The sequence below is a fragment of the Phytohabitans maris genome (assembly GCF_031085175.1).
In the GTDB taxonomy this organism is placed as follows: Bacteria; Actinomycetota; Actinomycetes; order Mycobacteriales; family Micromonosporaceae; genus Phytohabitans; species Phytohabitans maris.
On sequence record NZ_JAVHUY010000086.1, the window covers coordinates 1 to 12,558 of the forward strand.

5 protein-coding genes and 3 rRNA genes are annotated in these 12,558 nt (G+C 65.0%); 6 read left to right on the top strand and 2 right to left on the bottom strand.

Going from position 1 to position 12,558, the window contains the following annotated elements:
* Positions 1–137: 137 nt before the first annotated feature.
* The 3 genes from RB614_RS43845 (at position 138) to rrf (ending at position 5,368) form a co-directional block, all read left to right on the top strand.
* Positions 138–1,652: ribosomal RNA gene (locus RB614_RS43845) — 16S ribosomal RNA — on the top strand.
* Between the two features lie 385 nt (positions 1,653–2,037).
* Positions 2,038–5,157: ribosomal RNA gene (locus RB614_RS43850) — 23S ribosomal RNA — on the top strand.
* A gap of 94 nt (positions 5,158–5,251) precedes the next feature.
* A 5S ribosomal RNA gene (rrf, locus tag RB614_RS43855) occupies positions 5,252–5,368 on the top strand.
* Together the 16S, 23S and 5S rRNA genes form the textbook arrangement of a ribosomal RNA operon.
* A gap of 86 nt (positions 5,369–5,454) precedes the next feature.
* Here rrf and RB614_RS43860 read toward each other — a convergent pair.
* Positions 5,455–6,084: a hypothetical protein gene (locus tag RB614_RS43860; protein WP_308718640.1), complete on the bottom strand. Its 630-nt coding sequence runs from the start codon at positions 6,082–6,084 to the stop codon at positions 5,455–5,457.
* 71 nt (positions 6,085–6,155) lie between these two features.
* On the opposite strand from RB614_RS43860, the gene RB614_RS43865 reads away from it, so the two are divergent.
* Genes RB614_RS43865 through RB614_RS43875 form a run of 3 tightly spaced genes read left to right on the top strand, consistent with a single transcriptional unit; the run spans position 6,156 to position 10,512 of the window.
* Positions 6,156–8,771 (top strand): valine--tRNA ligase, encoded by a 2,616-nt coding sequence (locus tag RB614_RS43865; RefSeq protein WP_308718641.1) that lies wholly within the window; start codon positions 6,156–6,158, stop codon positions 8,769–8,771.
* The gene (locus RB614_RS43870) at positions 8,768–10,096 is read left to right on the top strand and encodes a bifunctional folylpolyglutamate synthase/dihydrofolate synthase (RefSeq protein ID WP_308718642.1); all 1,329 of its coding nucleotides are present in this window, start codon (positions 8,768–8,770) and stop codon (positions 10,094–10,096) included. Before RB614_RS43865 ends, RB614_RS43870 begins: the two co-directional genes overlap by 4 nt.
* The gene (locus RB614_RS43875; protein WP_308718643.1) at positions 10,093–10,512 is read left to right on the top strand and encodes a DUF4233 domain-containing protein; all 420 of its coding nucleotides are present in this window, start codon (positions 10,093–10,095) and stop codon (positions 10,510–10,512) included. The genes RB614_RS43870 and RB614_RS43875 overlap by 4 nt, the downstream gene beginning before the upstream one ends.
* A 356-nt stretch (positions 10,513–10,868) precedes the next feature.
* Here RB614_RS43875 and RB614_RS43880 read toward each other — a convergent pair.
* On the bottom strand, positions 10,869–12,558 hold a 1,690-nt coding region (locus RB614_RS43880), incomplete at its 5' end, for an IS1182 family transposase (protein WP_308710509.1).

Below are 12,558 nucleotides of genomic sequence, written 5' to 3' on the forward strand. Positions count from 1 at the left end.
GGTGTGTGTTTGTTCTTTGAGAACTCAACAGGGTGTTTGTATATGCCAGTGCCAAGTTTGGTTTATACCTCGTTGCCCCTTTTTTTGGGGTGATGGTTCCTTTGGCAACTTTTGTTGCTGGGATGCTTTTCAAGTTTTTGTTGGAGAGTTTGATCCTGGCTCAGGACGAACGCTGGCGGCGTGCTTAACACATGCAAGTCGAGCGGAAAGGCCCTTTGGGGTACTCGAGCGGCGAACGGGTGAGTAACACGTGAGTAACCTGCCTCTGGCTTTGGGATAACCCTCGGAAACGGGGGCTAATACCGGATATTCACATTCTGTCGCATGGTGGGGTGTGGAAAGTTTTTCGGCTGGGGATGGGCTCGCGGCCTATCAGCTTGTTGGTGGGGTGATGGCCTACCAAGGCGACGACGGGTAGCCGGCCTGAGAGGGCGACCGGCCACACTGGGACTGAGACACGGCCCAGACTCCTACGGGAGGCAGCAGTGGGGAATATTGCACAATGGGCGGAAGCCTGATGCAGCGACGCCGCGTGAGGGATGACGGCCTTCGGGTTGTAAACCTCTTTCAGCAGGGACGAAGCGTAAGTGACGGTACCTGCAGAAGAAGCGCCGGCCAACTACGTGCCAGCAGCCGCGGTAAGACGTAGGGCGCGAGCGTTGTCCGGATTTATTGGGCGTAAAGAGCTCGTAGGCGGCTTGTCGCGTCGACTGTGAAATCCCGTGGCTCAACTGCGGGTCTGCAGTCGATACGGGCAGGCTAGAGTTCGGTAGGGGAGACTGGAATTCCTGGTGTAGCGGTGAAATGCGCAGATATCAGGAGGAACACCGGTGGCGAAGGCGGGTCTCTGGGCCGATACTGACGCTGAGGAGCGAAAGCGTGGGGAGCGAACAGGATTAGATACCCTGGTAGTCCACGCTGTAAACGTTGGGCGCTAGGTGTGGGGGGCCTCTCCGGTTCTCTGTGCCGCAGCTAACGCATTAAGCGCCCCGCCTGGGGAGTACGGCCGCAAGGCTAAAACTCAAAGGAATTGACGGGGGCCCGCACAAGCGGCGGAGCATGCGGATTAATTCGATGCAACGCGAAGAACCTTACCTGGGTTTGACATCATCGCAAATCTCGCAGAGATGCGGGGTCCTTCGGGGGCGGTGACAGGTGGTGCATGGCTGTCGTCAGCTCGTGTCGTGAGATGTTGGGTTAAGTCCCGCAACGAGCGCAACCCTCGTTCGATGTTGCCAGCGGTTCGGCCGGGGACTCATCGAAGACTGCCGGGGTCAACTCGGAGGAAGGTGGGGATGACGTCAAGTCATCATGCCCCTTATGTCCAGGGCTTCACGCATGCTACAATGGCCGGTACAAAGGGCTGCGATACCGTGAGGTGGAGCGAATCCCAAAAAGCCGGTCTCAGTTCGGATCGGGGTCTGCAACTCGACCCCGTGAAGTCGGAGTCGCTAGTAATCGCAGATCAGCAACGCTGCGGTGAATACGTTCCCGGGCCTTGTACACACCGCCCGTCACGTCACGAAAGTCGGCAACACCCGAAGCCGGTGGCCCAACCCTTGTGGAGGGAGCCGTCGAAGGTGGGGCTGGCGATTGGGACGAAGTCGTAACAAGGTAGCCGTACCGGAAGGTGCGGCTGGATCACCTCCTTTCTAAGGAGCACCATTCGCTGTAATGGCGGTATGGAGCCCGTGGCCCGCGAGTGTCGGGTTGGGGTGCTCATTTGGCGGAGACACTGGCGAACATGTTCTGCTGGCAACGGCCGATCATACCTAGTACTGCGGTCGCAAGACACGCGTGGAACGGTTTGGGGTTGGTGCGGCTGGTGGGGGATGGCACATGACACCCTGTTGAGTCCTGAGAGAACAAACTGCGGCCCCCCGGGAAGGTTGGGGGTGGGGTTTGGTTTTCTTGGTGGAGAAGTGCCAGGCATGGCCTGCTCTGACATACCGGTCACGGTGGTGGCGAGGTGTTGGGGTGTGGGGTTGTGGGTTGGTTGTTTGTTGAGATTTGCATAGTGGACGCGAGCATCTTTGTGGTCAAGTTGTCAAGGGCGGACGGTGGATGCCTTGGCACCAGGAGCCGATGAAGGACGTGGGAGGCCGCGATAGGCCTGGGGGAGCTGTCAACCGAGCTGTGATCCCAGGGTGTCCGAATGGGGTAACCCGGCACTAGTTGTGTGGTGTCACCTGCATCTGAATGCATAGGGTGTAGGGGGGAACGTGGGGAAGTGAAACATCTCAGTACCTGCAGGAAGAGAAAACAATTGTGATTCCGTGAGTAGTGGCGAGCGAAAGCGGATGTAGGCTAAACCGGTTGCGTGTGATACCTGTCAGGGGTTGCGTGGTCGGGGTTGTGGGAGCCCGCTTGTCGTGCTGACACACGGCGGAGGAGTTACAAAGTTTGTTGCTAGTTGAATGGTCTGGAAAGGCTGACCGTAGACGGTGATAGTCCGGTAGGCGAAAGCAGCAAACCTTCTGTGGGTTTTCCCGAGTAGCGGCGCACTCGTGGAATGTGCCGTGAATCTGCCAGGACCACCTGGTAAGCCTGAATACTCCCTGGTGACCGATAGCGGACGAGTACCGTGAGGGAATGGTGAAAAGTACCCCGGGAGGGGAGTGAAATAGTACCTGAAACCGTTCGCCTACAATCCGTCGGAGCTTTGCATCTTTTGGGTGTGGGGTGACGGCGTGCCTTTTGAAGAATGAGCCTGCGAGTTAGTGGCATGTGGCGAGGTTAACCCGGGTGGGGTAGCCGTAGCGAAAGCGAGTCTGAAGAGGGCGTTGAGTCGCGTGTTCTAGACCCGAAGCGGGGTGATCTAGCCATGGGCAGGCTGAAGCGCGGGTAAGACCGTGTGGAGGGCCGAACCCACCAACGTTGAAAAGTTGGGGGATGACCTGTGGTTAGGGGTGAAAGGCCAATCAAACTCCGTGATAGCTGGTTCTCCCCGAAATGCATTTAGGTGCAGCGTTGCGTGTTTCTTGCCGGAGGTAGAGCACTGGATGGTCTAGGGGCCCTACAAGGTTACCGAAATCAGCTAAACTCCGAATGCCGGTAAGTGAGAGCGTGGCAGTGAGACTGCGGGGGATAAGCTTCGTAGTCGAGAGGGAAACAGCCCAGATCACCAGCTAAGGCCCCTAAGCGTGTGCTAAGTGGAAAAGGATGTGGGGTCGCTTAGACAACCAGGAGGTTGGCTTAGAAGCAGCCATCCTTTAAAGAGTGCGTAATAGCTCACTGGTCAAGTGGTTCCGCGCCGACAATGTAGCGGGGCTCAAGTACACCGCCGAAGCTGTGGCATTCACATTTTGACTTCGCCTGGATTCTTTATGGGTTTGGGTGCAGGTGTGTGGATGGGTAGGGGAGCGTCGTGCCACGGGTGAAGCGGCCCTGTGAGGGAGTCGTGGACGTGGTACGAGTGAGAATGCAGGCATGAGTAGCGAGAGAAGGGTGAGAAACCCTTCCGCCGGATGACCAAGGGTTCCAGGGCCAGGTTATTCCGCCCTGGGTGAGTCGGGGCCTAAGGCGAGGCCGAGAGGCGTAGTCGATGGATAACGGGTTGATATTCCCGTACCCGCGAAGGAGCGACCATGATGAACCTATCTGTGCTAACCGCCCGAGCCGCTGAGACCTTCGGGTTGAGGTGGGGAGCGTGGGAACCTGGGTGGTAGTAGTCAAGCGATGGGGTGACGCAGGAAGGTAGCTGAGCCCGGCCGGTGGTTGTGCCGGGGTAAGCGTGTAGCCCGTGCCATAGGTAAATCCGTGGCGCATGTGGGTGAGGCGTGATGCCGAGCCGATTCAGGTGAAGTCAGTGATCCTATGCTGCCGAGAAAAGCCTCTAGCGAGTTTCGAGCGGCCCGTACCCTAAACCGACACAGGTGGTCAGGTAGAGAATACCGAGGCGTTCGGGTGAACTGTGGTTAAGGAACTCGGCAAATTGCCCCCGTAACTTAGGGAGAAGGGGGGCCGGACGCGTGAAGCCCCTTTTGCGGGTGGAGCGTGGTATGGCCGCAGAGAGCAGGGGGAAGCGACTGTTTACTAAAAACACAGGTCCATGCGAAGTCGTAAGACGCTGTATATGGACTGACGCCTGCCCGGTGCTGGAACGTTAAGGGGACCGGTTAGCTCTTTCGGGGGCGAGGCTGAGAACTTAAGCGCCAGTAAACGGCGGTGGTAACTATAACCATCCTAAGGTAGCGAAATTCCTTGTCGGGTAAGTTCCGACCTGCACGAATGGCGTAACGACTTCCCCACTGTCTCAACCACAGGCCCGGCGAAATTGCATTACGAGTAAAGATGCTCGTTACGCGCGGCAGGACGGAAAGACCCCGGGACCTTTACTATAGCTTGACATTGGTATTCGGACTTGATTGTGTAGGATAGGTGGGAGACTGTGAAGCTGGCACGCCAGTGTTGGTGGAGTCGTTGTTGAAATACCACTCTGTTGGGTTTGGGTATCTAACCCGGGCTCCTGATCGGGGTCGGGGACAGTGTCTGGTGGGTAGTTTAACTGGGGCGGTTGCCTCCTAAAGGGTAACGGAGGCGCCCAAAGGTTCCCTCAGCCTGGTTGGCAATCAGGTGTTGAGTGTAAGTGCACAAGGGAGCTTGACTGTGAGACTGACGGGTCGAGCAGGGACGAAAGTCGGGACTAGTGATCCGGCACTTGCGTGTGGAAGCGGTGTCGCTCAACGGATAAAAGGTACCCCGGGGATAACAGGCTGATCTTCCCCAAGAGTCCATATCGACGGGATGGTTTGGCACCTCGATGTCGGCTCGTCGCATCCTGGGGCTGTAGCAGGTCCCAAGGGTTGGGCTGTTCGCCCATTAAAGCGGTACGCGAGCTGGGTTTAGAACGTCGTGAGACAGTTCGGTCCCTATCCGCCGTGCGCGTAGGATACTTGAGAAGGGCTGTCCCTAGTACGAGAGGACCGGGACGGACGAACCTCTGGTGTGCCAGTTGTCCCGCCAGGGGCACGGCTGGTTGGCTACGTTCGGAAGGGATAACCGCTGAAAGCATCTAAGCGGGAAGCCTGCTTCGAGATGAGGTATCCCACCCTTGTGGGTTAAGGCCCCCAATAGACGATTGGGTTGATAGGCCAGAGCTGTAAGCCAGGTAACTGGTTGAGGTGACTGGTACTAATAGGCCGAGGACTTGACCTACAAAGCTGCTACGCGTCCACTATGCGAATCTGAACCAACAACCAGCCACCCGGATGGTTCGGGGTCGGGTGCGGGGTTGATAGGTTTATAGTGTTACGGCGGTCATGGCGGAGGGGAAACGCCCGGTCACATTCCGAACCCGGAAGCTAAGCCTTCCAGCGCCGATGGTACTGCACTCGGGAGGGTGTGGGAGAGTAGGACACCGCCGGACTTCTTAATCGAGGCCGCCCCTTCGGGGGCGGCCTCGATGTATTTCCGGATCAGAAGTGCAGGACCGAAAAGACCGCGCGGGTCCCGCTAGTCGCGGGACTGGATCGTGCCGCGGATCTCCCGCAGCAGCGCGCCGCCCTCGTCCTGCGTGCGGCCGGGAAACAGCGCCAGCACCACGCTGCCGTGGTCGGCCCAGCCGCAGACGGTCGTGTTTCCCTCCGGCGCGACGCTCTCGCCGCACTTCATCACGCCGCCCAGGTCGCCGGCGTCCACGTCGTGCAGCTCGGCGACCGCGCCGGTGTCGTCCGAGAGCACCTCGAAGAGCGTGTCGAGGTCGCTGCCGGGCGTCCAGATCAGCGTCGTACCACCGAAGAGGAGCACGCTGCGGCTGGCGCTCGCCGGGTCGGCGTAGACGACACCGATGCTCTGGTCGAGGTCGATGCGGGCGCCGATCGCGGTACGCAGGTAGTCGGCGGTCTCCTGGGCCCGCTGGCTCTGGTCGAGGCGCAGGCCGGCGACCTCCTGCGGCGTGTCGAGCCGGGCGTCCTTCTGCTGGGCCACGCGCCAGCCGACGGTGCCGATGAAAGCCGCGCCGACCAGACCCACCGCGAGCAGCGAACCCAGCACGATCCGCCGGGTGCGGCGGCGCCGCGGTGTGGTGGTCTCTTGCTCCTCCACCGGCTCCCCGGGCGGGGGCGTCACGTCGATCGGCTGCATGGCGCCACCGTAGCGTAGGGGTAGGTGACTCCGGGCGGAGCCGAGACGTGGCGCCTCCGTAGACTCGACGGGTGACCGAAACACCGCAGACCCACAGCTCCGGAGCGCCGACGTTGGCCGCCCAGTACCAGCCGGGCGAGGTAGAGCGGCGGCGATACGAGACGTGGGTACGCGCGGGCTATTTCAAGGCGACCGCCACCAGCGAAAAGCCGCCTTTCACGATCGTCATCCCGCCGCCCAACGTGACCGGCTCGCTGCACATGGGGCACGCCCTCGACCACACCATCCAGGACTGGCTCACCCGCCGCAGGCGGATGCAGGGCTACGAGGCGCTGTGGCTGCCCGGCATGGACCACGCCGGCATCGCCACGCAAAACGTGGTCGAGCGCCAGCTCGCCGCCGAAGGGCTGTCGCGGCATGACCTCGGCCGGGAAAAGTTCGTCGAGCGGGTGTGGCAGTGGAAGGCCGAGTCCGGCGGCGCGATCCTCGGCCAGATGCGCCGGCTGGGTGACTCGGTCGACTGGGACCGCGAGCGGTTCACGATGGACGAGGGCCTGTCCCGGGCGGTGCTCACCATCTTCAAGCGGCTCTACGAAGACGGGCTGATCTACCGGGCCGAGCGGATCATCAACTGGTGCCCGCGCTGCCTGACCGCGCTTTCGGACATCGAGGTCGAGCACACCGACGACGAGGGCGAGCTCGTCTCGATCAGGTACAGCGACGAGATCGTGGTCGCCACCACCCGGGCCGAGACGATGCTCGGCGACACGGCCGTGGCGGTCCACCCGGACGACGAGCGCTACAAGCACCTGGTCGGCACCGAGGTGGAGCTGCCGCTGACCGGCCGGCGCATCCCCGTGGTGGCGGACGAGCACGTCGACCCGGCGTTCGGCACCGGCGCGGTCAAGGTGACGCCGGCGCACGACCCCAACGACTTCGAGATCGGCCAGCGGCACGACCTGCCCAGCCTCACGATCATGGACGAGCGCGGCGTGATCACGGCGCACGGGCCGTTCCTGGGGCTCGACCGCTTCGAGGCGCGGCCGACGATCGTCGCGGCACTGCGCGCCCAGGGGCTGATCGTGGCGGAAAAGCGGCCGTACGTGCACGCGGTCGGGCACTGCTCCCGCTGCAAGACCACCGTCGAGCCGCGGCTGTCGTTGCAGTGGTTCGTCAAGACCGAGCCGCTGGCCAGGGCGGCCGGCGACGCGGTGCGCGACGGGCGGGTCCGGATCGAGCCGGCCGAGCTGGCCAAGCGCTACTTCGCCTGGGTCGACAACATGCACGACTGGTGCATCTCCCGCCAGCTCTGGTGGGGGCACCGCATCCCGGTCTGGTACGGGCCGGACGGCGAGATGATCTGTGTCGGCCCGGACGAGCAGGTGCCGAGCGGGGAGGGCTGGCGCCAGGACGAAGACGTGCTGGACACCTGGTTTTCCAGCGCGCTGTGGCCGTTTTCGACGCTGGGCTGGCCGGAGCGGACGCCCGAGCTGGCGAAGTTCTACCCGACCAGCGTGCTGGTGACCGGCTACGACATCCTCTTCTTCTGGGTCGCCCGGATGATGATGTTCGGGCTCTACGCGATGGACGGAAAGCAGCCGTTCGACATCATCGCGCTGCACGGCATGGTCCGCGACGAGCACGGCAAGAAGATGTCGAAGTCGTTCGGCAACGTGGTCGACCCGCTCGACTGGATCGAGCGGTACGGCGCGGACGCCACCCGCTTCACGCTGGCTCGCGGCGCCAACCCCGGCGCCGACGTGCCGGTCAGCGAAGACTGGACGCAGGGCTCGCGCAACTTCTGCAACAAGCTGTGGAACGCGACCCGCTTCGCCCTCCTCAACGGTGCGCACGTCGACGGCGACCTGCCGGCCGACCTTGGCCCGGTCGACCGCTGGATCCTCTCCCGGCTCCAGCACGTGATCGGCGAGGTCGACGAGCTGTCCGAGCAGTTCGAGCTGGCCAAGGTCTGCGACACGCTCTACCACTTCGCGTGGGACGACGTCTGCGACTGGTACGTGGAGCTGGCCAAGCCGGTGCTCGCCGGCGGTGGCCCGGCGGCCGAGCGCACCAAGCGGGTGCTCGGGCACGTGCTCGACCAGCTGCTGCGGCTGCTGCACCCGGTGATCCCGTTTGTGACCGAGGAGCTGTGGACCGCACTGACCGGCGGCGAGACGGTCACGACGGCGGCCTGGCCGGCCCTCGTACCAAGTCTTGTCGATGATGCGGCGGAGGGTGAGCTCGCCACGCTGCGGCGAGTGGTCACGGAGATCCGGCGTTTCCGTTCCGACCAGGGTCTGCGGCCCGCGCAGCGGGTCGTGGCGCGGCTCGACGGCCTGGCCGCCGCGGGCATCGCGGGGCACGAGCCGCTGATCCGCTCGCTGGCGCGGCTCGAGGAGGCCGGCGACGGTTTCTCCGCCACCGCCCAGCTCGCGGTGACCGGCGACGTCTCGGTCGCGCTCGACACCCGCGGCACGATCGACGTGGCGGCCGAGCGGGCCCGCCTGGAGAAGGACCGGGCCGCGGCGCTCAAGGAGGCCGAGCAGACCCGGGCGAAGCTCGACAACCCGGCGTTCGTCGGTAAGGCGCCCGAGCCGGTGGTCCGCAAGATCAAAGACCGGCTGGCCGCCGCGGAGGCCGACCTCGCCCGCATCGCGACCGCCCTGGAGGCGTTGCCGAAAGCATGAGTACCGAGTTCGAGCAGGTCGAGGCGGAGCTCAACAGCCGGGGTTACACCCGCATGGTCTTCGACCTCGGCCGCATCAAGGAGCTCCTCGACCTGCTGGGGAGCCCGCAGCGGGCGTACCCGTCGATCCACCTGACCGGCACGAATGGCAAGACGTCGACGGCCCGGATGATCGACTCGCTGCTGCGGGCGCACGGCCTGCACACCGGCCGGTACACGAGCCCGCACCTGGAGACCGTGCGCGAGCGGATCAGCCTCGACGGCGAGCCGGTGAGTGAGCGGCGCTTCGTGGCGGCGTACCGGGAGGTGGCTCCGCTGGCCGCGCTCGTGGACGCGCAGGCCGACGAGCCGTTGACCTACTTCGACATGACGACGGCGCTGGCGTTCGCGACGTTCGCCGACGCGCCGGTCGACATCGCGGTCGTCGAGGTGGGGCTCGGTGGTGCGGAAGACTCGACGAACGTGCTCGACGCGGGCATCGCGGTGATCACGCCGATCGGGCTCGACCACACCGAGTGGCTCGGCGACACGATCGAGGACATCGCGTACGCCAAGTCGGGGATCATCCACAAGGGAGCGACCGTGATCGCGGCGGCCCAGGAGGAGGAGGCCGCGCGGCCGATCCTGGAGCGTACCGCCGAGGTCGGCGCGACGATCGCGCGCGAGGGCAGCGAGTTCGGGGTGCTGCGGCGGGCGGTGGCGGTCGGCGGCCAGGTGCTCACGATCCAGGGGCTCGGCGGCGTGTACGAGGAGGTGTTCGTCCCGCTGCACGGCGCCCACCAGGCACAGAACGCGGCGGTCGCGCTCGCGGCGGTCGAGGCGTTCCTCGGCGCCGGCGCGTCCCGCCAGCTCGATCCCGAGGTGGTACGGGAGGGCTTCGCCGGCGCGTCGTCCCCGGGGCGGCTGGAGCGGGTACGCAACGCGCCGACCATCCTGCTCGACGGCGCGCACAACCCGCACGGCATGGCCGCGACGGTGACCGCGTTGCAGGAGGAGTTCTCGTTCAGCCGGCTTGTCGCGGTCGTCGCGGTGCTCGCCGACAAGGACGCCGCCGGGCTGCTGGAGCTGCTGGAACCCGTGGTCGACGCGGTCGTCGTCACCCGCAACACCTCGCCGCGCGCGATGCCGGTCGAGCAGTTCGCCGCGGTCGCCGAGGAGATCTTCGGCGAGGAACGCGTCGAGGTGGCCGCCGACATGCCCGACGCGATCGAGGCGGCGGTGGCGCTCGCCGAGTCCGACGTCGAGGGCGAGTTGGCGGGCGTCGGCGTGCTGATCACCGGCTCGGTGGCGACCGTGGCCGACGCGCGGCGGCTGCTGAAGCGATGACCGACCAGCGCGAACCCGAGCCGCCAGCGAACGCCGCCGGCGCAGACGCGCGCCGCTCCGGCCTCCGCAACCCGGTGGCGGCCGCGCGCGGGCTGGGTGCCGGCACGCTGGTCCTGGAGACGATCGTGCTGCTGCTCGCGATCCAGCCGATGCGGATGCTCGGCGGCGACCTGAGCGGCGCCACGATCGGCGTGATCGTCGCCGCGGCCGTCGCCTGCGTGGCGCTCGCCGGGCTGCTGCGCCGCGACTGGGCCTGGTACGCCGCGGCGGCGCTGCAGGGCGTGCTCATGCTGGCCGGCTTCCTGCACTGGGGCCTGGCCGGCGTGGGGCTGCTCTTCGGCCTGGCCTGGCTCTACGTGCTCAGCGTGCGCCGCACCATCCTCGCCCCACCCAAGCGCGACCAGCCCCGCCCTTAGCGAGCTCGCGGCCCGCGCGCCTGTCCACGGCCGTGATCGAAGCTCCCCTGAAGTCGTTCTAACGACATGGCGGGAGCTTTGATCACAGCCGATCACCCGCGATGTTCGGGGCCCGCCTGCTCCGGCCGTCCGCCATCGTGCAGACCTTGGAGAGCTAGGGTGCGCCGCAGGGCGTGGTGGTGATCGTTCGCCCGGTTTCCGTGTGAAACGCCGGGGAACGATCACCAGGTTCGGGCGGTATGCGAGCCACCGCAGCCGTCGCGGTAGCTCTTGCCTTGATCGGCGTGGACGTCGGCCGGCTCTGGGCAGATCTTGGTACATGGCTGCCCCTCCAGGACTCTGCTGGCGAATTGGTGTTAGGCGGCGAGGTCGTATTGGAGTTGGGCGAAGCGGCTGTGGCGGGTTGGGTGGAGTGGGTGGCCGGTGATCCAGGCGTCGGCGCGGGCGATGTTGATGGCGGTGGCGGTGAGGAGGCTGTTTAGGTGGGTTTTGGGTTGTCCGGTGTAGCGGGTTCGGCGTAGTCGGTAGGCGCGGACGGCTTGGGAGATGGTGCCTTCGACGCCGGCGCGGGTGGCGTAGCGGCGCTGCCAGGTGGTGGTTTGTTGGTCGGTGCGGGCTTGGGTGAGGGCTTGTTGTTGTTCGCGGGGGGCGAGGCTGATGCTGCGCGCCCCTGAGGTGTTGCGGGTGCATTTGGGCCGGTCGGGGCAGGGCATGCAGTCGGTGCGGGAGAACAGCACGGTGGTCTTGCCGGGTTGGCTGGGGTGTTGTTTCCAGCTGATGCTGGTGGCGCCGGCTGGGCAGGTGGCCTGCTGCTGGTCCCAGTCGATGGTGAAGGTGGGCAGGGTGTGGCCGCCGTCGGTGTGGGCTTGCCAGGAGGCGTCGGGCAGGACCGGGCCGGTCAGGGTGATGCCGTGGTTACGGCGGGCGGTGATGAGTAGTTCGGCGTCGATGTAGCCGGCGTCGACCAGATGTTCGTCCGGGGTCAGGTCCCGGGCCGCCTGGGCTTGGTGGATCTGGTCGGTGACCTGCACGTCGCAGACGGTGGCGGCGGTGGTCAGCACGGCGGTGATCAGGTGCGGGTGGTCGTCGGTGCAGGTCTCGCAGAGGTGGACCTTGTAACCCTCCCAACCGTGCCCGCGTTTCATCCCGTACCGGGCGTCGGTGTCATACGCAGAGACGATCCTGTCGGCGGCGGGGGCTAACCCGTCCTCCTTCGGCTCACGCAGCCGCGCCCCGCGCTCGTCGCGGTAGAACTGCTGGATCCACACGGTCCGTAGGGTCTGCACGGCCGACAGTTCCGCCGCCCAGGCAGGCGCGTCCGGCCGGGACAACGCTCCGGCCAGCGTGTATCCATCCTCGGCGATGGTTTGTGTGAGGGTGACACGTTCGGTCTCGCTCTTGGGTAGCCGCCACTGGTCGATCCGGGGCCCGTACCGCTCATACCAATCGGTCGGCACCCAGCCCGCCAACCACGGCCCGGCCACCCCCGCGAGGGCCTCCAACGCCGCCCGCAGCGTCTCACCAACCAGTTCCAGGCGGTTCAACGACCGGACCGCGGCCAGCACATGCGTCGAGTCGCTGCGCTGACGACGGGCCCCGCCCAACATGCCCGCCTCGCGCAGGATGCCCAACACCCGATCGAAGATCAACCGTTCGGCGGCGTCCGCATCGACCAGCCGGGACCGGAACTCACTCAACACCGAGGCGTCGAACCCGGCATCGTCCAACTCCAGACCGAGCAGGTACTTCCAGTCGATCCGGCCCCGGACCATGTCAGCAGCCTGCCGATCGGTCAGGTTCTCCATGAACTGCAACACCGACACCAACGCCAGCCGCGCCGGCGACAGCCCGGGCCGACCCCGCACCGCGAACAACTCCCCAAACTCGCGATCATCAAAACGAACCCGCAGCTCATCACGCATCCGCAGGTACACATTCCCCCGCCGGAACGCAGCCCGAGCCAGCCGCGCGGTCTGCTCCGGAACCCCACGATCCTCACCAGGCCGCAGCGACACCACGCCACCATCCACAATCGACACCAGACCA